This is a genomic window from Pseudooceanicola antarcticus (genome assembly GCF_900215355.1).
In the GTDB taxonomy this organism is placed as follows: domain Bacteria; phylum Pseudomonadota; class Alphaproteobacteria; order Rhodobacterales; family Rhodobacteraceae; genus Pseudooceanicola; species Pseudooceanicola antarcticus.
Window position 1 is genome coordinate 86,116 of sequence record NZ_OBEA01000009.1, and the last position, 24,590, is coordinate 110,705.

Sequence of the window (24,590 nt, forward strand, 5' to 3'; positions counted from 1 at the left end):
ATATCAAGTTTGATAGGCTGATATCATGGTTGTTTTCGATGACATTCAGGATGTGCGGGACTGGCTCGAACCGTTGAGCTATGAAGAACTATTTGAGGCAACTGAGCCGTTCGGTGGCTTCGACAAAAAGACCCGCAAACACTATGACCGCATCATTGCAAAGGGTGAGGTGGACCCCGAATTGGTGTTGTATTGCCTCAAGCAATCCGTGCAGCAAATTCTGACTGACATGTTTGGGCTGCGTGAGCGGGTGTACGCGCCCCCGCCCGAAAAACGCAGCATTCACGTTCACTGATTTTCTTCCGGTTTGAACAACCGTATCCAGAGACACCGACCCTGTTGGGCGGAAGTGACATGCTTTCCGGTCCAGCCGATATAGGTGCAGTTGATGTAGTAGCGCTTGGCGGTTACGCCGTAGCCATTACCGCTGCTGTGGAAGGTGTAAGACCAGACGACATGGGGCGTTCCCCAATATGTGACGGCACCCCAAAACCCAAGCGGCGCGATCATCCAGAGAAAGAGCGCGGCGATCTTCATGACTTCCTCCCAGGTATTACCAGCTTGACTTTAGGATCAGGTGGCAGGCGTTTGCCCTCAAGCGGATTGTCCGCGATCAAATTGCAATAGGGCGCGATCTGGTTCTGATAGACGGCCCAATGCCTGAAAAAACCGACCCCCTGAATATGCGTGAGCACCTGACCGCGCGGCAGGGCCATGAGTTCGGCGGGAGACATCTGCGGCTGCTTGATGAGGCTCATGTTGGTCTGTGTTTTCAGACCTGGGCGCTCACCGTTTAGACCCTCGGCAACCGCATGCTGTTCGCCCATGGCCTTGGACACGCGCTCAGCTTCTTCAAATGAGAAACTGAGCCAGTGTTTGGTGATGCTGTTATCTTCAATCGTTTCGGCTTCGCGCGCGCCGAACTTTCGGATCACTTCGGATCGACTTTGGCTGATCATATGCGCTTCGCCACCAAATGCACGCAGGGTGGTGAGGGCAGAAACCATTGACGCTAGGGGAGAATTCGTAAATTCGTCGGCCAAAATCCGCAAAGCGCCCGCACCATTATATAGAGCATCGCAGAAGGCGAGGATGTGAAGTGCATAATAGGGCCCGAGGCTGTTCATAAAACGCTGTGGTCCCACGAGGAAAATGATGTAACCTTCTCGGATCAAATCCTCATGCGAAATTGATGCATTGATCCCGGCATCGTGCAATCGGGTGCCGGGTGAAAATAGGTAAAGCGACCGCCTTGCTTCGGATACATGCTGAGGCCAACTCTCATGGCTGGCGGCCTCCAATACAGTGCGGGCTAACGCTTGAAGCATCGGATGGCCCTCTGTGGCTTCGATTTCGGCCAAACCTTTGAGCATGGCCGGATCGCACAAGATATCGGACAGAGAACCCGGCGTAGCCAGAGCCGTACTGTTCTTGAGAAGAACCGCAATTCCGAACCGGTTGATGTCCCTTGGAACATCTCGGAACCATTTGTTTTTTGCATCTCCGCCAGCCGGTTCCGGAATGAGTGCGTTGACGATTGTATCGAGGGTAAACACCAAATCGCGCTGATCATGCCGGTATGTCGCAACTGCCGCCCCAAAGGGGTTTAAATTCACGCGTAAGTGGGCAAATTCGGGATGGACGCCCATATCGTCGATGACGGCAACTTTTCTGCCCTGCTTGTCGAGCATGTTGGCGACCTGCGCGGCAATTTCTTCTTTGCTGTCAAACATGAAGATGGCCTTGCGTGGCTCAGAACTCGCCAAAGAAAGCAGGCCAGGGACGCCGATGCATGTAGTTTTGCCTGTGCCGTTGGCAGCATAAGTCGAGCTATGCCCTTTCGGGGCGAAAATAGGCTCTCGGTCTTCAAACGTGAAACCGATCAGCCGTCGCCCCTCTGGATCAATGGCGCGGCCTGGGAGTTTGTTAAATGGGAAGCTCATTTGATCAGCCCCTTCGCCCGAAGGTCGTTTTTGCTTGCCAGCTTATCCGCCTTGGGGGCGGCCCCTTGCGCCTTGAACTTCGCCCACTTGCGCAGCGCGCGGATGTATTTGAATGCGTGCCAGGTTCCCTTGAGTGCTGAGATCGCACCGGCCAGCGCGAAGACTCCGGCAATGAAGTGGAGCGGGCTCGGCTCCGATGGGGCCTTTTCCCAAAACATCCAGGCCACGCCAAAACCAAGGCAGGAACGAAGAAAGTGAGCATTGACCGTCCAGACTGGGCTAGAGTTCGGTTTGCCGGTCATAGGCTCCACCCTGATGTGTATGGTTGGTGCACAGGCTGCGCAGACATGTGTGTCCAGCCCCGTCGAGGGCTGGACTTGATAGTGTGAAAAGGGACGGAGTGATTGATCATCGCTGTTCCCTCACTGGCTAGAAACATGCGCGCCCATGCGGAGGCGGATGATTTCGACCGAAGATGCACCCGCATCTTCGAAATAGGCGCGGTAGAAATCCGTCAGCTCGTCTTCCGAGCAGAAGGGAAGGTATTCGCCGCCATAGCCACTGCGAATGAGCATGTAGACCGTGACGCGCACGCCGCGCAGTGAATTTGGCTTTATCCGATCAAAATACTCAGTCGTCTTGAAATGCTCGAAAGACGGCAAATCCCCTTGTCGCACACACGCCTGCATCTCTACCGTTGACTGAAGCAGGTCACTAACAAGGATCAAATGGCGTTCCTGAACATCCTCACGGAATTCAGTCATCCGGGATACCGATTGAATTTGTTCCAGGATCGGGCTTTCCCGCTCCTGACGACGTGCGGCATTCTCGGGGCTCGGATCAAGCACAGCGGTCAGCACCGGTTCAATAACAGTTTCGCGAAAATGCGCAGCTTGCTTTTGGACGAATGCCAGTGTCGCGGATTTCGCGCCAACGCGCGCCAGGTCAGCGGGCGTGGTCGCGGGCTGGCAAAGGCTCGCGACGGGATGGGCGACGGCACCGATCTGGCCCTCTTCCGTTGTGACGATGGAAAGCCGCTCGTTGAAGCGCATACCACCGCTGAGAAGGTTGTCGAACACAGCGTTGAGATCACGCGTTTGAGCCGCGTCCCAACGCGGCTCTGATGAGTCAATCAGAGCCACCGTATGGGCCTGAACGCCAGGGTAGCACCCGTTTGCATCTGCCTGAACATAGCTGGCATCTTTCATGGCCAGAAAGCCAACAGTGCCGACCGTTCCAGCGGTCGCGACGCCAGCGGCTGCGATTTTGAACCAAGTCCTCGAACCATTCCGACTGGCGCGACCGCGTTTGTTCCGGCCTCTGCGCTTTTTGTTGATGCTCATTGTGGCCTCCTTCACTTAAGGGATTGCTGATAGGCAGTATTGACCGCTTCAATGCTCTTGCTGCGCGTAGCGGACAGAACCGCGACAGCCTGCTTTCGACTATCGGCGGAACCGGAATTCCGATTGGGCGTATCTTTGGGAATTTCCGGCAACAAAGCGGTCAGCTTTGCGGTATCGATGGGAGCCATATTCACATCGGCTGGTTTTCTGCCGGTGATGGCTTCGTACTGGCCGATTTGTTCGGCGCGAAACGCCAGGAAGTCATCGGCAAGACCGGAAATCTTGCCGATCAGGTGTTCGCGTTCGTGAACAAGGGCACGCCGCTCTTCACGACGGCCTGCGCGCGCATCGTTAATGTCATCGCCAATTTCTGCGATTTTCTCGATGGCTTCTTCGTAAACGGTATCGATTTCTGAGAGGCCATTGTGATGAAGAAGCTTTGTCTCTTCGGTGGCCGTTGAGACGGCTTTGGATGCGGCGCTGAAGCCCGGATAGGCATCTGAAAACGCCGTCATCCCCTTTTTCCAGGAGAGGATGGCGAAGCAAGCACCGATTGCCCAAAGCATCAGGGAATGAAAGTTGGTTGCAGCCGCGCCGATGGCTTCCAGAGAAAAGCTCAGGTGGTCAGTCTCGCCGGTTGCGCGCACAATCCCGGACGCGATGAGCAAACCGCCTATCGCGCAAACAGTGAGGATAGCGCCGACACGCGCCGTCCAACGCTTGATTGCCATCGCGGCGTCCGGTTCGCGGCACTTCAGCCCGTAGTTCCAGTACCGCCCGCAAACAAAGCCCCCAATGCCCGCTGAGGTCAGGGTGTTCACCCCGCTGATAGTCAGGCCGATCACCAAGGCTTCGCCTGCACCGGCCACGAAGCCACCACCGAGAAAGAAAGCTGCCGTTGCAATTCCTTCAATAAGGATCGCAAGCAAAAGCAGAATGACGCTGTTTACGATATCCGGCACTTGCGGCGGGCGCGGTAAATTGTGCTGGAGCTGGAAGACGGCCTGATACTGTCGTGCTTGGCTGCGCTCCTTTCCTTTTGAGAGAATGTTGGCGGCAGCTGTGTCTGCTTCTGCCGCTATTTCGGCGGTGGCGCGTTCGGCGACATCGGACGCGGAAAGCACCGCCATTTCCTCAGCACTGGTGCTAAGGTCGTCAACCCGTGCCCTGAGGTCGCTGATCATTTCGGTTAGCTCCTGAGAGCGGGGCCTGATCCACTCCTGCAGCGCACTTTCGATACCACTGCCAAGCACGGTGTCGGTAGTAGATTTCGTCAGCGTGTCGATGCCCATACAATGCCTCCATTGGTTGGATGCACGGGGAATCCGTGCAGTGGTATGAGACAGGAGGGCTTGACCGATGGCGGGTGAGAGCGTGGCCTTAGGCTGGGCGGAAGTTTTCCGGGCACAAAAAAACCGGCCCATTTCTGGGCCGGTTGAGCGGTGATGAAATTTCGATTTGTCACGCGGCTTGGCTTTTCTCTCCCGTCGATTTGGGAACGGAAACGAAGTTTTTATCGACAATTTGGAAGGCCAAATAGATGAACGTCACGCGCGCCACGCAGCGCTGCTGAAGCCGTTGCTTCGGGGGCTTGCTTGCCCATTTCTTTGTGGAATTAATCCAACGGCGTGGCTCTTCGGAAAAGCATTCGATTATGTCGTCAATGCCAATCTCTTCACCCTTGGCATCGAGCAAGACGCCGCCTTTCGACACAAAGTCGAAGATCGTCCCCAGCACAAAGTCTACGGTTTCGTCACCTGACATGCCAAGATCAACGATCCTGTGTGCGAGGGCCTGCACAAAAGCAGGTGTTTTCATCAGGCGCTCAGGCAGCGCCTGAACAGCAAGTCCTTCGAATTCCATCTCGGAACCCTCCAACAAAATTTGATGAAGGGTGGCCACCCGAAGCCCCTTAGCGGTGGTCCGTCCAGTCGCTTGAGCTCTGAGATGGAGTAAGCCATTGGTCAGCCGACAATGGACCTACAACGAACCGACATTCGACGATTCGCAAAAATTTCTTGATAAAAAACAATTGGATGTGATATTTTAGGGAATGATAGAATACAGAGTTTTCGAGACGCATGATACACAATATAGGCTTACATCGAGAAGTTGGTTGCTGGCGCCTACATCGAGAAGTCGGGGGCTGAATGCCGGATTACATCTCTTATTTCATCAAGATGGTCCTGCTTATGAAGAATTTGATCCTGAAACTGGAGCATTAATCCATGAAGCTTGGGTAGAGGACCTGCGTTGGTCTGCACCATTGTCAACAATACCCACGCTGCCGTTCCGGCCTAACCGTCGTGAGGATACCCTTCCAGCCGAGACAAAATATGATGCAAATAGCGGTATCGTGACATTCGAGAGATATACTCGGGAGGGTAAAAAACATCGTGATGGGGGGGAGCCTTCAGAGATTTATCGTGATGGCAAAACGGGTCATGTGACTTCATGGTTTTTCTATCAGAGGGGAAATTTTGCGCGTGACGACAATCTGCCCACAGGCCAGCACTTCTCACCTGAAACTGGCCGCTTGCTGCGTGATGAATATCTCAAGCGAGTTAATTTGGAGCCTGTGCTCGATCGAGAGGATGGCCCTGCGCTTATTGAATATGATCCAGAAAGCGGTCGAGTGGTCCGAGAAGAGTATTATAGGGAGGATGAACTCCATCGTGAAGATGGCCCTGCGATCATCGAATATGACGCTGATGGCAGCCCTATAGCATCATCATTTCAGTACTTCAGAAATGGCTACGAAGTTGCTGTCGAGCCGGAAGAGTTTTCCCCTACAGGCCCTTGACCCACTGTGTCGTAGCATAGAAGCTTCTCCCGCGTGGCGGGGAAAGTGGTGTGGCTCAACTTGAATTTTCGACATTTCAGGAACTACTTGAAAGGCGTGTTGCGAAACAAGCGTTGTATGACGCTGTGAAGCCAGAACTCCAACGCTATGCGGAAATAGCAAAAGGTGCCATGTCTGGTGCTGCCTACAATGAAATATTGGATGCCGCTTTCAAAGCCTCTGGTGGTGACGGTCGCCCCCCTGTGATCAGTGACCCGAGTGCCCTTGTTCGTCGAATGGGGAAAGGAAAAGACGGAAAAGGGACGGCGTACGGAACCGACCCGATACATGTCTACAGGATCTACTACTTCTTTCTGTTTCATGACGATGCGAGGCTTGCACCCTATGGTGAACGTATAAGCCAGGCGCTGTTCGGTAAGAGTTTCTACGACGAATTTGAGCGCGACATGATCCGGTTGGGCATTCCGCGCCCACGCCACCTTCCAGCCGTTAAAATTGCTCGTCTCGGCCCGATCAGTATTTCACTCGGAAATGCCGCCAATCTTCAACCGCTCGAAATCGACCAGCATTTCGAGGCAACACTGACTGAAGATGGAATCCCAGATGTCTACGCAGCGCTTCATTGGAGCGCGCGCCTTTCAAACCTCCACGGTAGGACTGAAGAACACAAGCGACTAATGGCTTGGGCGCTTGATGATGCATCAAATCGAGCGAAAGTCATGCTGATCAGCGGCCCAGGAGGTTCCGGTAAAACGCGCCTCGCCGCTCACGTGGTAACCAGATTGGTTCACGACAAAGACAAATTATGGCACGGCGATTTTCTTCCAAGCAATCCGGACGGAGCGATCTATAATGGCGCAGGCAACGGTGTGGCGTTGATTATTGACTATCCGGAGGAGCGCACTGCTGAGGTCAAAGCCATCTTAAAGTCTGCAGCCGAGGGTACGGAGTATGATCGTCCGATCCGAATTATTCTCGTATCGCGTCAGGATCGGCAGAGTTGGCTAAAAATCCTGAATGATCCCGGTTACCCGAACTTTGAGGAAATTCGTCTCGAAGCCAAGCCGTACCTCGATTTTGAAGATGCGGAGACCATTGCGCACGATGTGATGGAAGATTATCCGGGGAGTATCGGACGGCGGGGGAAAATAAGGGCGAAATTTCTTCCCGACTGGCTTAATCACGACCCTGTTCATAGACTGCCATTGAATGTCGTGGCCGCCTCGGTCCACGCGGTGCTGTTTCCGGATCGTGCTTTTTCGCTGAACGGCAAAGGCGTTCTGTCTGCGCTGGCCGATTTCGAACTGAGGCGGGTGCGCTCATATTCTGAGCGAGATTTGGGGGCGCGCAACGCGCTCGAAAAGCTCTTGGCGCTATCGCTTCTCACTCCGACCGGCCTCGGAAAAGATACCATTCACGAGTTGGGTGAGAGTGGCATTTGTGAAGGAAAGACTGGCAACCACCTCTTGGAGGCCGTTCAGGCCACGCCGTTTTGGCGAAAACGAACAGCCACGCAGCCTGGGCATCTAGTACGGATCGAGCCGGATTTGCCCGCGGCTGCGTTCTTGACGAAGGCGTTGAAATTGGATGACCCACCGCCAGGGCTTGCCGGGTGGATGGCACCTGCGGCGGCAGAGGCCAAGGAGGATTTTGGAGATATCCTAGCGCGCGTGATCGCGGACATTGCGTCTTTTGACGTTGAGGCAGGTCGGGCGGTTGAACAAGTTTCGATAGCAATGTTGGACACGCGACCCAAGCTTTTAACTCCGCTCTACAGGATTGCGTATCGGCCCACATCGACATTCTCAGCAAAATTTGTAGTCGCAATATGCGATAGGCTCTTGGCGCTCAATCAACCCGACCCTACACGAGCGGCCCTGTTGCTTCGTAAAGCAAATGCTCTGATTGCTCATGGTGCAAACTCAGACGCGCTTTCCGTTATTGAAGAGGGTATTGACAGATTTCAAGCTCTGGACGGCGACGGGAATGATGAAATTCATGCAAATCTCGGGTTGCTCTATCGGTATCAATGCAACGCACTGTTTAAGATTGGACATCTGGAACACGCCGAATGGGCGATACATGATTCCGCTCAGTATTTTGAGCAATTGTTTCGGAATAACCCTGAGCGGTATGCGGAAGATTATGCAGCGACATTGGATACGTTCGCGGCAATCTGTTCCGAGACGGAACGTTTAGAAAAGGCAGTTTCCTACAGCGCTGAGGCAATCAGATTACTTAAGGAAGTGGATCGCCTTCGCCCAGGCACGGTGAAGGAAGCAATCGGAGTATCCAGCCTCAACCAGAGCAGGTTCTTATTACAGGCTGGCAGACATGGCCAAGCGCTTGAAGCAATCGATGGCTCAATCGAGATATTCAAGGAGCTCTCCGAGGGCAATGTGAGCCGTTACAAGCCGATGTTGATTCAGGCCCTGCTGAATAGGGGGGCGACGCTGGCTTCAACTGGATCGTACGATGAAAATCTGGTCGCACTGCAGGAGGCAGAAAAGCTCTGTGAGCCGATAGCTGCATTGCACCCCGTCGTTTTTCTACCGCAATTGGCTCTGATAGAGCTCAATCGTTCAAACGCCTTGATGCGCTTGGAGCGGTTTCAAGAGGCCATTGTTGCCGCTGGACAGGCCGAAGAAAACTATCGTGCTGCTTTGGGTTCGAGTGGTGATGCCACAAATTCGCAACTTGCCCAAGCAATGCACAACAAGGCCATGGCACAATACTTGGCCAACTTGCATGATGACGCGGTTCTCACTGTCAACGAAGCTTTGGAGCTTTTCCAGGAGACGCCCGATGTCTCGAAAGGCGCGCAAAATATAGTGTCTGGAATGCTTGCAGATTTTCTGCACTTGAAGGCCGTCAATCTCTTTGCCTTGACTAAGGTGGAGTCCGCCTTGGTGGCAATTGCTGAGGCGGTCGCGACGCTCGAAAAGCTGCAAGCGGCAGAGCCAGAAAGGCACATAAAGAAGCTTTGCGCGTTTCAAGAAAAGCAGTACGAATACTTGGTGGATTTGAACCGTGTCGGGGATGCGTACGAAATCTTAGTCAGTGTCATGGAGAATGCTCAGGCGTTTTCTTGGTTGGACGCTGAGTGGCACCGGAAGGTATCTGACCGTCTGCACTTGAAATATATGCAGCTTTGCCAGACAATGGCCGTGCCAGCCGATCCGAAATTTCTTCGACCTCCAGCGCCCTTTTCCATTGGGCCGGTTGATGTTTCGCCGCCAACAGATGATTTTCAGCTCAGCACCTACACCTTCTCATACGACTTAAATTGGTTGGGCGATTTTAAACTTTAGAATCGGGTACTTCTTATCCTTAGAAGCAGAACTTAGCCAATAGCGCTGAACGCAAGATGTGTGTTGTACTACAACACCAATCTTGCCAGGGAGACGCTGCGCTCTCCCGTGGACCCTCTAGCCGTGGCTCTTCCAGGGTATCGAACCCATTTCAGAGCCAGTAGACCGTATCGCCGGTCAATCGCTCGCAGGCCTTGGAGACGTGCCTCTCCACCTGCACCGAACCATGCCCGAAACGTCTGACCGTTCGATCACCAATCAGGGGAGCGTTCCTGCTCCCACCGATACCCCCATGACCATTTCATGGAGACGATTTCATCGAGAGCAAAGGGCGTTCCGGCCCTTGTGCAATCCTGACCAAGAAGAGAGCTTTCGCGCTGCCCTTCCTTGGAACCATCCCATCGAACAGGAGCCTTCGCGCCCCTTGAATCCCAGACCATGCGTGTACCGACTAGATTCCATCACCGCATTGACGCTGAACCGCACTGTGGGCCGCGCCGCCCTGTTCCCACAGGCAGCTACGTGCCTTCGCCATCATCAGTTTGCTCCGTATTCGACAGCAACGGCGGTCGCTCTTGCATCCGCCACCGCCGCACCACGTTGGTCACATGGTCAGCATCCGCACCGTCCGTTTCCCACAGAGCTGCGAACGGCACATCGGCGCTTTGCGGCATATGAGCTTTGTCAAGATCGTTGAAGCGCAGCCGTACCGGCACGACAGTGCCTTCGCCGACGACCAGAGCTTCTTGCGTGCGCAGGGTCGGCAAGATGCTCACGAGGCTCCGCACGGAATCGGGCAACGCACGCTGGACGAAATTCTGATCCTGCTCGTTGCTCATGCGCAGCGCAATCAACGTGTTGCACTGTGAAAGGATCGACTCGGCCAGCTCGGAGGGGCGCTGCGAGATCAATCCTAGCCCAACACCATATTTGCGGCCTTCCTTGGCGATCCGCGACAATGCCTGCTTGGTTGGCTGGAAAGCGGCATCGTCACGCCGAGGTGCATAGCGGTGAGCCTCTTCACAGATCAACACTACCGGCACCTGTACCGGGCGAGGGCTCCAAACCGCAAAGTCAAAGACCATGCGGCAGAGCACAGAGACCACGACATCGACAACATCAGATGGAACCCCCGAAAGATCGATGATCGAAAGGGGTTTGTTGCCTACCGGGATCCGCAAATACTGAGCGACGATTTCGGCGAGCTGATCGCCCACAGTTTCATCAGGACGCATCATAAAACCAAAGCGGCTGTCCTGTTGCAGTGTTTCAGCCTTATTCTTGATCTTGAGATACGAATCCTGCCTGGAAGCCTGCGTTGGCATCGCCGCATCGATATGTGCCAACATATCACCTAGACGATATGGCACGGGGGTATCGACCGTGATCTTCTCCGTAGGAATGTCATTAGCACCGAAATCGCGCCGCGCTGCCAAGATGGCATCCTTAAGAATATTGGTCTGGCTGGTAGCGACATGCTCTGTTTTGCCGATGAATAACTCGACGCTTTCTTCAAAGTTTAGGAGCCAATGCGGCAGATTCAGCGTGGTTGGATCAATCACTTCCGCCAGATCGGGGAATGCCCGCCGGTACTCATTGTGCGGATCAAGCAATATTACATGGGCGCGCGGCGCAACTTCCAGAATAGAACGCAGCAACACCGTGACCGAACAGGATTTGCCGGACCCAGTAGTGCCCAGGATAGCGAAATGCTTGCCAAGCAACTCGTCGGTCAGCAAATACACCGGCAGGGATGCGGCTTGCGAAAGCGCTCCAATATGTACGCTCGGCTTGTCGGGACGGTTGTATATTCGTTGAAGCTCAACGACGCTTGCTACGAAGATACCCTGTCCTGGAAGGGGGTAGGTCACAACACCCCGCTGAAACATGAACTCATTTTCGCCGAGGCCGGTTCGTACAGCCTCACCGAACAGCTCAATTTCGAGCCACTTTGCGTCTGACGCGCCCTCACCAAGAGCGTCACGACCGGCAATTGCAGCCCCGCCTTCAAGCATGGTTTCGGTCATCCGAAGTGCTGTCACCACGCCAAAAACAAGTTTATCGCCCGCTTCGATCTTCACAATTGAGCCGACCTGCCCAACTGCATAGCGGCGGCTCTTATAGGTCCGGTGGAGGTCTTCTACCGTTCCTTCAAGCTCGCCGATCACCTTGGAACCAGAGACCTCGACCACGCGCCCGATTTTTAGGATTGGATCGCTCATCAGTTCCCCCCGGCAATATATGAAACCAGATTTTCGAATTTCCACAGATCGGCTTCTAAGACGCCGAGGGACGATTCCACATCAAGGGCATGTCCGATAAACCCGCCATTGTCCTTGCCGCCAATGAAGACGCTAAAGCGAGAATCGCAGCGGTCACAGAACGCTTGCAAACGCTGATCCTGCTTATCGCGATCCTGCTCTGGTCCCACGAAGGCGATGACGGTGAGATTGCTTTGCGGAGAATTTATTGCATCGCAAATGGCTTCGTTGATGTGCTCGTCATTAAAGCTGTAGCCGAGCACGACGAGGTGATTATTGACACCGGTTCGCCGCAACCGGTTCCGAAAGCGGCCAATCAGTGTTTCATATACCCCATACTGGGTTTGTATGTATTTTTGCTCAGAGGGATACACCACCACCGGCTCATCCGCAGCATCTTCGTTTGCGTTGCGTCCACGCCGGACATGACCATCGGCATCGCGTGTCCAGTTGATGGAGCCGTGGAGCTTGTGAATCCGATATGCGATCCCTGGCCCAGCCTCATCAAAGGTTTGCGGATCGAACCAGGCGCGATTGGTGCCGCGAAAGCCGTCAGAGTATGGCAATCGAAGAGAATCCAGACTAGCCTCAAGCAGCGTATCGTAATTTAGGCTGAATACATCGCGAGGACCGCGTTCACGAGCACCGCGCAGGCGCTGTAAGAACCGCTCGTGATGACCGCTCGAACTCCAGTCATCAGCCACTTCGCTTACAACGCGTTTCTTGATTTCGGCAAGCCATCCATCAATCTCATCGACGGTAATTTCATGCGCATCGCCGGTCATGATCGTGTTCAGAATCTCGCGGTAACGGACGAGATAGTTGATTAAGTCCTCAATTGTTGGGGGGCGGTCACCCGCAGGCTTTAGTCCGGCAAAATGATCGAGTAGCTTTTGATCGAGACCGTTCAAAACGCTCTCCGTGAGTTTGCCGATTAGTGGCTTGCCTGCGCAAGCGCTGCAACCTGCACCGATCAGAAAGCAGGTGTCGTTTCCGGTGAGCCATTCGGTGATTTGTTCACGGACATCGCTACTCATGAAAGCCTCCTCATTTTACTTTTTAACACACTTTTCATGAGGGCACCTGTACAGCTTCAATTGTTTCTGCATCATCCTTTGATAGGCCGAATAGCGCGCTCACCTGGCGATCTAGCTGCGCCCGCGCATCCTTGGCCGTGCGCTCTCGCAGTGTCCGCTCCCGCGGCGTGCGCGCGGCAGTCAATGCTGCTGCCGTCTTTACAACCTTTTCTGCCTGCTGCTCGATTGCTGCCTTCGTTGCATCATCTTCCGGGACGGGGATTGGCAGGTCTTTGATAAATTGCTTGCCGTGAGAATAATAACCGCCCCGGAATACGCTGGTGTTCGTTCGGATCATCGCTTCACAAAGCGGATGGTTCAGGACGGCAAGTAAATAGAGCGTTGAGATCGGAGCGTCATCCTTGGCACGGATCATGTAATATGGGCCGTTGCCGCCTCCAGTGATAATCGTGTTCGTCGTATCATAGGCGTAACGCGGCTCACGGGAGAGAACGGGCAGTATGATTTTCGGGCTGTCGAACTTCGTCAGGCTTTGTGAGCGTCCATACTGATAGAATTGCCGCTCGTCAGCCGCGCCGCCGACAATATTGCGTACTTCGAGCGTTTCGCGCTGCGCGCTCAAATATTCCAGACAGTGCGGGTAATTTTCCGCCATTTCATCGGGCTGCAATAGCCGGGCGCGCAGCTTGCCTTTTGGTGTGGTCACCAACTCGTAAGGAAAGATCATCCAGGCGTTGGCCTCAGGCTGGCCAAACGCATGAAGCGGCGCATCATGCAAACATGGGCGAAGGATGCCCCGCTCGATCCTCCATTCGCGGTCCTGCCACTCAATCCAGACATAATCATCGTCGGAGCGCGTGGGGCACAGGAAATAGATTTCATCTTTGCTGGTCTGAACGCCGACCTCGATGTTCGAGAGCGCGTGCAGCCTCCCCGGAACCTCGTTTTTGATCCGCGCAAAGAGTGCGCGCACGTCCTCTTGTCCGAACGCCCAGGGGGCTTCGCTCATTTCAGAGGCAGGCACCGATGTTACCGTGCCCGTCCGGCCATAGCGCCATTCTTCCAACGGACAGGCTTGCTCTACACTGACCGCCTCGCGGCCAGCGCGGTCCATGACCAGAATGCAGGTATAGTTGGACGTGCCGCGCCCAAAGACCGGTTTCACCCCGAAGTTGACGATCTCTTCCAGAACCGGCGAGTGGGTCAGAAGTCCGCGCAGCGCCCGGCCTGAGCGGATCGTCATGAACTTGTTCGGGACAATAACGCCAATGCGTCCTGTTTCCTTGATCAGGCCGAGGGAGCGCTCGATGAACAAGGCATATTTATCAAAATTATCCTGACGCGCCGTGCTATAGGGGGATTCTGTTGCGTGATAAAACGCGGCCTCCTCAGGCGAGTAGGCGACCATGTTCTGAATACGAATATAAGGTGGGTTGCCAACGATGACATCGAAACCGCCTGCGACCATTTCGTCGGCAAACTCGTCCTGCCAACGGAATGGCTTGATCACGTCATACAGCGCCGCTGGCAGCGGACCACACGCAGCCTCCCACTCCTGCGTACTCACAAGCGAATTGCCGCAGCGAATGCGGCTATCGAGCGCGGGCAGCGCCGCATGCCTCTTGCGGCGCACATAATCTTTCAGCGCTGCCTCGCTTTCCTCCTCGATAAGCTTGAGTAGCAGACTGAATTGTGCGACCTCAACGGCATTGGCATCGATATCGACGCCGCGCAGATGTGCCAGCAGTATGCGGCGCTTTTCGTCAAAGGTCAGCCGCCAGGAATTTTCGCCGATCTGATAGATCGTGGTGCCCGCATGCGTCTCCGGGCCGGTTGCGACATACCAATCCAGATAATGGCCGAGCAGGAAGTCGTAGGCGGAGAGCAAAAAGATACCGGAGCCACAGCATGTATCGGCTAGCGTGAAGGCCGCTAGTTCTTGTGGAGAACGGCCAGTAAGGAGCGGACCGAGCGCGCGGGCAACAATAGCATCGGCGATAAATCTGGGCGTAGGCACCACGCCGCCACTTTCGCGGATTTCCGGCTTGCTGGTGATGGTGACAGCGCCATCCTGCACCACGATCACTTCACCGAGGAATTGCTCATAGATTTCGCCCAGCACCTCGGTTTCAATCACCGCAAATGTGTAGGGGCTGAGCGGGTAATACAGCTCGTCGATGATGCTTTGCAGCACCTCGTCACTGATCCGTATACCCAGCGGGTCATCGTCTATCAGGTGGAACAGCCCCGAGTTGTAAAATTCATCGGCGCGACGCAGGACATCCATCAAGGCATCAAAAGTTGCGCTGCCATCGAGGTTCTTGAGCGTCTCGTATTTCTCTATCTCACGGTCTTCGCAAATTCGAAGGAAGACGATCCGCGAGAGAAAAAGCTGCACCGCGTAGGTCAACTCTTCCGAGCTGAGGCCAGGCGTGTTTGCGTGGATATCGGCGGCGAGGCGCGCACGCCAATTGCGAACCTGATTGAGAAAGAAGTCATCGAATTGCTGCGAGCCATGTCGCGTCGTATCGATGGCAAAACGTCTGTCGAATGCGCCGGAGAGCACGCTTTCCCGTGAGAGCAATGACCACAGCTCATCAAACCGGGCATCAAAGTCCCGGTATCCGAACTGATGCAGCCGTGCGACGTGCACTTCGTCGGTTTCAACCGGCACCGGCTTGCAATCATAGATGACTAGCTGGTGAAAATTGGTGACAACCGATATTGGTAAGCTTGCCGAATACCCGTAGCGCCGTGCCTGGAACGCGGGGGCGCGGTCACGATCAATTCGAACGCTAGGCTTTTTCGCCTCTATGAAAAGCTTGCGCTGCCGCGCAAGCCGAAGCTCATAATCTGGCCGTTTTGACAGGCGCTCTTCCCCAACTTCGACAGTCGCCTCTTCAATAACCTCACGGTAGATCAACGGCTGGGCGCGCCTATTATGTACGTCCCAGCCAAAAGCTTCGAGCAGCGGTGTTATGAATTCCGTACGGGCCTGAGTCTCATTATAGTTTGTATCGCGGTAATCCGCTTCGTTGAGTCGGAAGCGTTCAACAAGCTCAGCCACCCGAGCGCGGGCGTGTTCCTTCGCCTCATTGCTATCGGTAGCCACGGTTCCGGCTTGCGAAGCGTTACTCATGCCTGGCTCCGTGTTTTCTTACCGGCGCGGCGGCGTCCAAGTCGCCGGTTCCGCATCTTCTCCCAGATGTCGCGTAGCATCGCGCATTCGGTCTTTGAAAGCCCCATTCGCCGCATCAAAATGCGGCGATTGTTTTCTTCAAGTACGGTCTCAAGCCGACCGGCCCGAATTAATGCGTCACACTCTTCGAGCGGCAGGGCGTCGCCAAGAGTCGATGGCATAAGCAGCTTTTGCGCTTCGCTTGGCTCCAGTTCGAGAACGCCGCCTCCATAGCTACGCCCTTCGATTTCTGCAGAAGCAGCCGTCAAATAGCTGTAGCTATTAGCGACAATCTCGCGCGGATCCGCGCCATGGCTTCGCATGCGGTGAATTGTATCGGTCGCCGTCGCTTCGGCCTCATTGAGAACGATGCGAGGAAAGTCATATATCTGGCGAAAAACAAAAGCATCTGGCACATAGACAGAAGGCACGGCGTACCAGGGCGTACGCACCGAGCACTTATAGCCCTTATTCACGTCTTGGTTTTCGCCTAGCTGGATATAGTTAGCAAGAGCCCCTTTGGGCTTTGTGCCGTTGATTGGTGCCAGATGTAAAAGGTGCACCCGCTGCTCCTCGCTGGCGAGCGTACGCCAGCCAGCCTTATCAATCTTCGCGCCTATCAGATGGGAAGAGCGCCCGATCAGCGGGATTGTATAGCCTTGTAGACCAAGCTCTGCGACTTCGCTTTCGCGCAGTACAAAAAACTGGTTCTTTCCCGTGACCACCCCGACGTTCACCGAAGCATAAGTGCCAAGCTCTACGGTATTTTCACCGGCGCGCAGAGCGCGCATGAAGGAAATTTCTTCTGCGTTTAGGAAATATTTGAGCCATTTTTCGCTATCATGGCAGACCGTTTTGGGTGATGCGCCCCTCAAAACCTCGTGCGGCGTGCGTCTGACGATATCGGCGACCGAGTCGCTTTCCGTCAAATTAACCTTGCAGGGATTGCTGGCCGAAGGCGCAGGGCGGGCCTCATCGGCGAGCAGGAGCAACACTTCTTGCTCAGCCTTTTCAAAGAACAGCTCGTTGCAGGCAATTAGATCGACGCGGCCAAACCTGTCGGTCAAAAATGAGCGCAACTGGGCTGCGTAACTTACTTGCAAAAGCTCTGCGGGAAGGACCAACGCCATGCGCCCGCCTTCCTTTAGCGCCGCTGCCGCCGCGACCACAAACGGCACCCAGATATTTGTTAGGCGGTTCGGAGAAAGACCTTGCCCATGCATGATATCCATCGCACGGCTGCGATGGGGCTCCGGAAAACTTTGATAGCGGATGAAGGGTGGATTGCCGACCACAACGTCAAATTCCGGACGCCTTGGTTGGTTCCACCACGCAAAAAAATCGCTGTTTACTACAACATCATTAGCACGCATGCCCAAGCCATCCTTGAGGCGCATGCGGGCTTTATCAGCCTCATCCGGTATGATTTCGATTCCACGCAGATGGTTCGCACGAGCAGGGCCCTTTGCCCCCAAAGCTTCCAGGCGCATACTTGCAGCTTCTAGGAATGTGCCATCACCGCAGCTCGGTTCCAGTACAGTTTCGCCCGCTCCCCGGATCGCCCAAGCGCACAGCCAGCGCGCCAACTCAAACGATGTATAGTAGCCACCGCGCAGCTTGTCGGCGTCAAGCGCTGTGAAGCGTCCGCTATGGGTGCGCTGCGGCGTTTCCCTGGTCGCAGAATCCACCCCAACGCTACTTAGGTGCTTGTTCATCGCTCTTGCCCCACGTGGAACAAAGGCTGTTCGTCGCGAAGCAAGCGCTCTATAGCCTCTCGCACCACCCACGCCACCGAGACCTTATTTTTGTCTGCAATTTCGAGCAATTCCGTATGTTGCTCTTCGGTCAAGCTGACAGACAAGCGGTGCGATGCTTTGGGCGTGTTCTTTTTCTTTGCTGGCATGGTGCCGAATCCTCTTTTGCACCATGATACACCACTGTGGTGAAAGCTGAAACCATCGTTTGTGTAGTCTCACCCACAAACTCGTCGTGTCTTTCTCCTAGAGGCGGACGTACGTTGGTACGTATAGTGAACATATGGCGGAAACTGGGCTAAGACAATGATAAGGGATGCGCACCTTTGCAGGTCGGGCTGTCGTGAACCGAGCCTGCCGTTTGCCGTCTCTGCCGTTCGGCTTCCATCCCTTGCGCTGAAGCGGCCAGCCTCAAGCGGCTGACTTTCTCTTTCCATTTATTTGGGGCCTGCGGCCCCCTTGCCGTCAAGACCTGAACGCCCTTTGGGCGCGGTTGGCCTGTATCCCCGCTCTTCCGCCCATCCTTCTTCGAAGGTTTAGCCATGGTCGTGCAGAGCGGGTGATCCCCCTCAGGCCAACCGGGTCCTGACAGCATTCCCCCGCTCATTGGCGCTGGCCTAGTCCGGTTGCATGCGCAACCGACTATCCAAGAGGGAAAGCAAATGAAAACTGATATTTACACCAAAGTTACTGACAAGATCATTGCCGATCTTGAGAAGGGCGAACTCACATGGTTGAAGCCATGGAGCGCCGGACATGCCGAGGGACGGATTACACGTCCGATGCGGCACAACGGTCTGCCTTATAGCGGCATCAATGTTCTGATGCTTTGGGGAGCCGCACTGGATGCTGGCTTTTTGTCCCCTTGCTGGATGACCTTCAAACAAGCCAGAGAATTGGGTGCCCATGTGACGAAGGGCGAAAAGGGCAATCAGGTTGTCTATGCCAACACGCTCACCAAGACCGAAGAGGCCGAGGACGGCAGCGAGGAAGAACGCCGAATTCCTTATATGAAAGCCTATACCGTCTTCAATGTTGAGCAACTCGAAGGCCTGCCTGAGCACTACTATGTTCAACCTGAGCCGGTGATTGATCCGGTGGGGCGGATGGACCATGCGGAGGGGTTCTTTACTGCGACGGGTGCGGATATTCGCCATGGCGGCAATCGTGCCTTTTACAGCAGTGCAAGCGATCATGTGCAAATGCCGCATTTCGAAATGTTTCGTGCGCCGGAAGCCTACTATGCAACCTTGGCGCACGAGGTCACACATTGGACAAAACATCGCAAACGGCTGGAACGTGATTTCGGTCGCAAACGCTGGGGGGATGAAGGCTATGCGATGGAGGAGCTTGTTGCGGAATTGGGCGCAGCATTCCTTTGCGCCGATCTGACACTGACACCGGAACCCGGCACAGACCACGCAGCCTATATTCAAAGCTGGCTGAAAGTTTTGAAGAATAACAAGCGCGCTATCTTCAGCGCAGCGGCTCATGCCCAGCGGGCGGCGGACTTTCTGCATGACTTGCAGCCGCAGGCGAAAGTGGTGCAGGCGGCAGAATGAAAAATTGCGGTCAAGCCTGATGGCTTGACCGCCTGAGTTAAGGCCCGCAGGGCGGGCGCAGTGCCAGTTCGGCTTCGATGTTGTGCATCGACGCGAGCGCGTCTTGATGATTTTGCGATCCTGGCAGTGCCAAGGCTTGCGCGTTGAACGCTTGGCGGTAGAGGCCGCGCAGTTCTTTCGTTGGCAGCGCTGCGGCTTCAAATCGTGTGACGAGTTTCATGTCTTTTCCTCCTTTTGATCGGAGGCCCCGAACCGTTCAGGGCCTTTCGGCCCTCACGTCATCCTCGACTCAAGGAAGGCCTGGATGGTTCGGCGGTTGAACGGCAATTAAGGAAAAGGAGAAATCGTCGTCACCCTTGAAGAAACGATCAGAATAGGACTGCACGGACGACGCTCAATCTGTGAGCTTTGGTATCTGGCGCACAAATGTGAGACCATGAAGAAAGAGGGAAAGGAGGCTGCTATGGCCGACATGCACAAGACCAAGTCCGCGAGGCGACCTGAACCGGTCGCGTTTGCGGTTGATGTCAGGGAAGCCCAGTCGATGTTGGCCCAGTCACTTCGGGAAAATGATTATCAGAAACTGAGCGCCGACGACTTCGCAGAAGCTCGACGGGTTGCGTGTGAATAGGTGATGTTGGCCTGTTCGTTATGTTGGTTTCATTACCAAATTTTCAGAAAAACCACCGCTGCTCGTGCGCCGTGGTTTGAGGCGGAATGACTGCTGAAGTCGCCGCCAGAGTCAAGGCAACCACGGAGGGGCACTAAGCCCCTCCCACCTCTTGAAATTTGCTGCATTTAAAATTTTTGGGGCATCTATAAATGATCCAATCATCACGGAAAGGGTATATATAGATACTCTTGTGGTTCGTCAGATGTCCGGTTAAAGAACCGCTTCTCCCTACATCTCCAACTTCGGCCCATGGTCACGCTTGATGTCCTGTTCTTGACGCTTCTGCACGAGTTCGCGGGCTTCCTCACCCATGGCAAGGTACTCCATCACATCCCGGCTGAGCCGCGAGAGCATCTTTTGTTCATGCTTGCGGCGCAGGACGATCAGAGCTTGCAGCGCTCGGCGTTCGGCAAGCTGCTTTTCAATGATGGCCTGCCGTTCCTGGCGGTCGCGTTTCTGAGCTTCCGCTGCTTCTTTCTCGTTCTGGGCACGGATTTTACGGCTGTTGCCGGTGACCCAACTCCACAGGCCTTTCAGACCGCGTGGCAGACGGGCGGCGCGGTTGCATTCTTCGTTTTGCCAGCGTTCGGTGTGTCTCTGCTTGAGTTCAGCGCGTAGGGCGCGATGCCGGTCCACCATATCCTTGCGCCGGAAGGTGAGCGACAGACCCTGCTTGCGATATTTCTCCTCCAGCTCATGCACATAAGACTGCACCTGCTTGGTCATCTTTGCGGCGATCCATTGCCGGGTTTCATCGACGGACAGAAGCTCCGGCGCGTCGCCAAGGCGGTTTTTGACGTCTTTGTTCTTCACGCCCGCAAAACGGGACAATGAAAAGACCTCACCGCGATAATCCAGCACCACAAAGCCGCGTCGGTCGCCATGTGCCAGAAAATAGCCATGCTCGAACAGTGCATTGCGCAGGGAGGAGGCAGAGTCCGACTTGGCCCAGCACTCCTGTATGATCTCCTTCAACCGCTTCGGATCATGGCCCAGCCGTTTGGCCTGCTGCCATTCAGCCAGCGTGAAGTTGAGCGGGCTGGGATTCCGCCCCCGTTTGAAGCCCTCCGGCATGTCCCAACCATGCTCGATATAAAGTTCACGGGCAATGCCGTTCAGCTTGTTCTTGTAATGCGGCAGGTTGATCGCCTTTAGCTCTCGAACATCGATCCGCGACCAAACGGCATGCGCATGCCGCCGTCCTTCCTTCTCATGAAAGACGATGGCGCGGGGCTGGCCTTCCAGCCCAAGCTGTTTTTCGATCCGGTTCACCGCAGCCTCAAAGATGTCGATGGGCACATTTTCGGTCTCAGGGGGGCTGAGTGAGACCGAGAACAGGAAATTCTTGCACCGCGTCCCCTTGGCGATAGCCTGCACTTCTTGCAAAGCGCCGTGCAGCGTATCGGCGGCAAACCCACTCAGCTCGTGCAGTTCCACATGCTCGTTATCCCTCGTGTTCATCAGATGTCGCGCCAGATTGGCGGCATTCGCTCTTTCGCTGGCTTTGAGGATCATGGCCCCTCGCTTTCCAGCCCAAGGGCAACGATCAGCATTGAGCGCATCGCCGCGATATCCGCGCAGGCCGAGCGCAACTCGCTTTCGGTATCCGGATTTACCGGCAAGGAGCCGGTATGCACCGCCTTGGCAAGCTGGTTGACGTTGTTGCTGAGCCGGGAAGAACCGAGGGCCGATAAGACCCGCGCCAACTCCCGATGGTCGGCAACTGGGTGCGTGCCGCGCCGCCGGACCTTTTTCAAGTCCTTCTGAAACAGTACCGCCTTGATATAGGTGCCCAACGGAACCCCGTTGGCAGCGTCAGCCAGCTTGGCACGTTCCTCGAAGGTAAAGCGCAGGGAGAACGGCGTTGGCGTCTTGGTCGCCGATGTCTGAGAATCGCCGGAATGTTGATTGAAATCAAGGTGTTGGTTCGTCATCACCGCACCCCAGATCGTGAAGATCACAGTCTGCGAGATGGACTTCCCATTCTTCCAGGACTTCGAAGAGAGAGTTCAAGTTCTCTCTCTCCAGCAGCACCATCTCCCCCTTTGAAAACAAGACGTTTCATCGCTCTGACCGCGACATTTGCGTCCCGTTCGCGCGCCGCGAGTCGCGGCGCCATCCGCAATTATGCGACCCTGACCCGAGGTCATGCGCCCCGCAAGGCCCATGGTGCTGCGCGAGTATCCGCCTGCCCCGTCAGACCGCTCTCTGCGCCCCCTGCCCCCTCACGCCTGCCCCTCTACCCATGGCGGCAAGCCCAGGGCAGCGCTATCGCATGACGCGTTTCGACGGCGCGCAGCCATCATAACATTTTCCTATTTAGAATCTCTATAAATACAATTGTAAGCTATAGCAGCGCCCTGCTAGCCTGATGTTGGACGAGGAGAACGCATCGCCGCGCCGCCCTCCCGAGCTCTCGGGTCTGCGGGCGCCGATGGTGATGCCGCCCCTCCGCAACGATTGACGTAGCCTACTTCGGAGAAGACCTATGGATGGAAACGACGTGAACTCTGCCGGCAAGTGCCCGGTGATGCACGGTGGACAGACCAAACTCGGCACGACCGTCACCGACTGGTGGCCGAACGCCCTGAACCTGGACATCCTGCACCAGCACGACACCAAGACCAATCCGCTGGGGCCTGACTTCGACTACCGCGAGGAGCTCAAGAAGCTGGACGTGGAAGCGCTGAAAGATGACCTGCGGCAGCTGATGACCGACAGCCAGGACTGGTGGCCCGCGGACTGGGGCTCCTACGTCGGCATGTTCGCACGGGTGGCCTGGCACGCAGCCGGCTCCTATCGCCTGGCCGATGGCCGTGGCGGAGCGGGCACCGGCAACCAGCGTTTCGCGCCGCTGAACTCCTGGCCCGACAACGTCAACACCGACAAGGGCCGCCGCCTGCTGTGGCCGATCAAGAAGAAGTACGGCAACAAGATCTCCTGGGCTGACCTGATGGTCCTGGCGGGCACCATCGCCTATGAGAAGGCCGGCCTGAAGACCTTCGGCTTCGCCTTCGGCCGCGAGGACATCTGGCATCCCGAAAAGGACGTCTATTGGGGCGCCGAGAAGGAATGGCTGGCCCCCTCGGACACCCGCTACGACGACGTGACCAAGCCCGAGACGATGGAAAACCCGCTGGCCGCCGTCCAGATGGGCCTGATCTACGTGAACCCGGAAGGTGTGAACGGTCAGCCCGACCCGATGAAGACCGCCGCCATGGTGCGCGAGACCTTCGCCCGCATGGCCATGGACGACGAGGAAACCGCCGCCCTGACCGCCGGGGGCCATACCATCGGCAAGAGCCACGGCAACGGCAATGCTGATGACCTTTCGGCAGATCCCGAGGGTGCCGAGCTGGAAGCCCAGGGCATGGGCTGGATGAACACGAAGGGCCGCGGCATCGGTCGTGACACCGTGGTGTCCGGCATCGAGGGTGCCTGGACCAAGAACCCCACCCAGTGGGACATGGGCTGGTTCGAACTGCTCTTCGGATACGAATGGGAACTGGTGAAGTCGCCCGCAGGTGCCTGGCAGTGGGCCCCCATCGACATCAAGGAAGAGGACATGCCCGTCGACGTGGAAGACCCGTCGATCAAGTGCATGCCGATGATGACCGATGCGGACATGGCGATGAAGGTCGACCCGACCTACAACGCGATCTGCAAGAAGTTCATGGCCGATCCCGCGTATTTCTCGGAAACCTTCGCCCGCGCCTGGTTCAAGCTGACCCACCGCGACATGGGGCCCAAGTCCTGCTACCTCGGCCCGGACGTGCCCGCCGAGGACCTGATCTGGCAGGACCCGATCCCCGAAGGCGAAACCCAGTACGACATCGGCCACCTGAAGGCGAAGATCGCCGCTTCGGGTCTGACGGTCTCCGAGATGGTCTCGACCGCCTGGGACAGCGCCCGCACCTTCCGCGGCTCGGACAAGCGCGGCGGGGCCAATGGCGCCCGCATCCGCCTGGCACCGCAGAAGGATTGGGACGGCAATGAGCCCGCCCGCCTCACCAAGGTGCTTTCGGTGCTTGAGCCGCTGGCCGCCCAGGCCGGGGCCTCGCTGGCCGATGCCATCGTCCTGGCGGGTAATGTCGGGGTGGAACTGGCGGCGAAAGAGGCCGGGTTTGATCTCTCGGTGCCCTTCGCGCCGGGCCGTGGCGACGCCACCGCAGAACAGACCGACGCCGACAGCTTCGACGCGCTGGAACCGCTGGCCGACGGCTTCCGCAACTACCAGCAGAAGGACTACGTCGTCTCCGCCGAGGAGATGCTGCTGGACCGCGCCCAGCTTCTGGGCCTGACCGCAGCCGAGATGACCGTTCTGGTCGGCGGCATGCGCGCCATCGGCACCAACCACGGTGGCACCAGGCACGGCGTCTTCACCGACCGGATCGGCGCCCTGACCACGGACTTCTTCGTCAACCTGACCGACATGGCCAACTCCTGGGTGCCAGTCGACAAGGGGCTCTACGAGATCCGTGACCGCAAGAGCGGTGCGGTGAAATGGACCGCGAGCCGGGTCGACCTGGTCTTCGGCTCGAACTCGGTGCTGCGCGCCTATTCCGAAGTCTACGCCCAGGACGACGCGGCCGAGAAGTTCGTGAAGGACTTCACCGCCGCTTGGGTCAAGGTGATGAACGCCGACCGCTTCGACCTGGCCTGAGGAGCCCTGTCGTCCGGCCCTTCGGGGCCGGGCAACGCCCCCTCGGAGGGGCCTGAAAAGAT

General features: G+C 56.1%; 20 protein-coding genes. 6 read left to right on the forward strand and 14 right to left on the reverse strand.

Translation table 11 applies throughout. From position 1 onward, the window contains the following. Positions 1-25 precede the first annotated feature (25 nt). On the forward strand, positions 26-295 hold the full coding sequence (locus CRO50_RS18575; RefSeq protein WP_097147440.1) for a hypothetical protein: 270 nt from the start codon (positions 26-28) through the stop codon (positions 293-295). Here CRO50_RS18575 and CRO50_RS18580 read toward each other — a convergent pair. The 6 genes from CRO50_RS18580 to CRO50_RS18605 all read right to left on the reverse strand — a co-directional run bounded on the left by CRO50_RS18580 (position 289) and on the right by CRO50_RS18605 (position 5,149). Next, positions 289-537 carry a hypothetical protein gene (locus tag CRO50_RS18580; protein WP_097147441.1) on the reverse strand — a complete coding sequence of 83 codons (249 nt, stop codon included), beginning with the start codon at positions 535-537 and terminating at the stop codon, positions 289-291. The genes CRO50_RS18575 and CRO50_RS18580 overlap by 7 nt on opposite strands. Next, entirely contained in the window at positions 534-1,943 is a 1,410-nt protein-coding gene (locus CRO50_RS18585; RefSeq protein ID WP_097147442.1) for a type IV secretory system conjugative DNA transfer family protein, read from the reverse strand. The genes CRO50_RS18580 and CRO50_RS18585 overlap by 4 nt, the downstream gene beginning before the upstream one ends. Beyond that, a complete protein-coding gene (locus CRO50_RS18590; RefSeq protein ID WP_097147443.1) occupies positions 1,940-2,245 on the reverse strand; it encodes a hypothetical protein in 306 nt (101 codons plus the stop codon). The genes CRO50_RS18585 and CRO50_RS18590 overlap by 4 nt, the downstream gene beginning before the upstream one ends. Positions 2,246-2,365: 120 nt before the next feature. After that, positions 2,366-3,286: a hypothetical protein gene (locus CRO50_RS20005; protein WP_143516968.1), complete on the reverse strand. Its 921-nt coding sequence runs from the start codon at positions 3,284-3,286 to the stop codon at positions 2,366-2,368. Positions 3,287-3,297: 11 nt separating this feature from the next. Beyond that, the gene (locus CRO50_RS18600; protein WP_097147445.1) at positions 3,298-4,578 is read right to left on the reverse strand and encodes a hypothetical protein; all 1,281 of its coding nucleotides are present in this window, start codon (positions 4,576-4,578) and stop codon (positions 3,298-3,300) included. A gap of 169 nt (positions 4,579-4,747) precedes the next feature. Then, positions 4,748-5,149, reverse strand: coding sequence for a hypothetical protein (locus CRO50_RS18605; protein ID WP_143516969.1), 402 nt, complete (start codon positions 5,147-5,149; stop codon positions 4,748-4,750). Between the two features lie 190 nt (positions 5,150-5,339). Here CRO50_RS18605 and CRO50_RS20010 point away from each other — a divergent pair, with 190 nt between their 5' ends. Together CRO50_RS20010 and CRO50_RS18610 are read left to right on the forward strand one after the other, a co-directional pair. Beyond that, positions 5,340-6,089, forward strand: coding sequence for a hypothetical protein (locus CRO50_RS20010; RefSeq protein ID WP_143516970.1), 750 nt, complete (start codon positions 5,340-5,342; stop codon positions 6,087-6,089). Between the two features lie 50 nt (positions 6,090-6,139). Beyond that, positions 6,140-9,400, forward strand: a complete 3,261-nt coding sequence (locus CRO50_RS18610) for a tetratricopeptide repeat protein (RefSeq protein ID WP_143516971.1) — start codon at positions 6,140-6,142, stop codon at positions 9,398-9,400. A 518-nt stretch (positions 9,401-9,918) separates the two neighbouring features. Here the strand turns inward: CRO50_RS18610 and CRO50_RS18615 are convergent. Genes CRO50_RS18615 through CRO50_RS18635 form a run of 5 tightly spaced genes read right to left on the reverse strand, consistent with a single transcriptional unit; the run spans position 9,919 to position 17,779 of the window. Beyond that, complete coding sequence (locus CRO50_RS18615; protein WP_097147448.1) at positions 9,919-11,622, reverse strand: ATP-binding protein; 1,704 nt, start codon at positions 11,620-11,622, stop codon at positions 9,919-9,921. After that, positions 11,622-12,698 (reverse strand): SIR2 family protein, encoded by a 1,077-nt coding sequence (locus tag CRO50_RS18620; protein WP_097147449.1) that lies wholly within the window; start codon positions 12,696-12,698, stop codon positions 11,622-11,624. The genes CRO50_RS18615 and CRO50_RS18620 overlap by 1 nt, the downstream gene beginning before the upstream one ends. Before the next feature lie 34 nt (positions 12,699-12,732). Then, positions 12,733-15,837 carry an Eco57I restriction-modification methylase domain-containing protein gene (locus tag CRO50_RS18625; protein ID WP_097147450.1) on the reverse strand — a complete coding sequence of 1,035 codons (3,105 nt, stop codon included), beginning with the start codon at positions 15,835-15,837 and terminating at the stop codon, positions 12,733-12,735. Next, positions 15,834-17,591, reverse strand: a complete 1,758-nt coding sequence (locus CRO50_RS18630; RefSeq protein ID WP_097147451.1) for an Eco57I restriction-modification methylase domain-containing protein — start codon at positions 17,589-17,591, stop codon at positions 15,834-15,836. The genes CRO50_RS18625 and CRO50_RS18630 overlap by 4 nt, the downstream gene beginning before the upstream one ends. Further along, entirely contained in the window at positions 17,588-17,779 is a 192-nt protein-coding gene (locus CRO50_RS18635; RefSeq protein ID WP_097147452.1) for a ribbon-helix-helix protein, CopG family, read from the reverse strand. Before CRO50_RS18635 ends, CRO50_RS18630 begins: the two co-directional genes overlap by 4 nt. 513 nt (positions 17,780-18,292) lie before the next feature. Between CRO50_RS18635 and CRO50_RS18640 the strand changes: the two genes are divergently transcribed. Continuing rightward, positions 18,293-19,192 carry an ArdC family protein gene (locus CRO50_RS18640; RefSeq protein WP_097147453.1) on the forward strand — a complete coding sequence of 300 codons (900 nt, stop codon included), beginning with the start codon at positions 18,293-18,295 and terminating at the stop codon, positions 19,190-19,192. 37 nt (positions 19,193-19,229) lie between these two features. On the opposite strand, the gene CRO50_RS18645 is transcribed toward CRO50_RS18640, so the two are convergent. Then, positions 19,230-19,412 (reverse strand): hypothetical protein, encoded by a 183-nt coding sequence (locus CRO50_RS18645; RefSeq protein ID WP_097147454.1) that lies wholly within the window; start codon positions 19,410-19,412, stop codon positions 19,230-19,232. Positions 19,413-19,655: 243 nt separating this feature from the next. On the opposite strand from CRO50_RS18645, the gene CRO50_RS20260 reads away from it, so the two are divergent. Further along, positions 19,656-19,823 (forward strand): hypothetical protein, encoded by a 168-nt coding sequence (locus CRO50_RS20260; protein WP_157791775.1) that lies wholly within the window; start codon positions 19,656-19,658, stop codon positions 19,821-19,823. 270 nt (positions 19,824-20,093) lie between these two features. Here CRO50_RS20260 and CRO50_RS18650 read toward each other — a convergent pair whose 3' ends face one another. Both CRO50_RS18650 and CRO50_RS18655 read right to left on the reverse strand, forming a co-directional pair. Continuing rightward, positions 20,094-21,380 (reverse strand): relaxase/mobilization nuclease domain-containing protein, encoded by a 1,287-nt coding sequence (locus CRO50_RS18650; RefSeq protein ID WP_097147455.1) that lies wholly within the window; start codon positions 21,378-21,380, stop codon positions 20,094-20,096. Then, positions 21,377-21,799, reverse strand: coding sequence for a hypothetical protein (locus tag CRO50_RS18655; protein WP_232617817.1), 423 nt, complete (start codon positions 21,797-21,799; stop codon positions 21,377-21,379). Before CRO50_RS18655 ends, CRO50_RS18650 begins: the two co-directional genes overlap by 4 nt. 554 nt (positions 21,800-22,353) lie before the next feature. Here CRO50_RS18655 and katG point away from each other — a divergent pair. Beyond that, entirely contained in the window at positions 22,354-24,528 is a 2,175-nt protein-coding gene (katG, locus tag CRO50_RS18660) for a catalase/peroxidase HPI (RefSeq protein WP_097147456.1), read from the forward strand. The last annotated feature ends 62 nt before the right edge of the window (positions 24,529-24,590 follow it).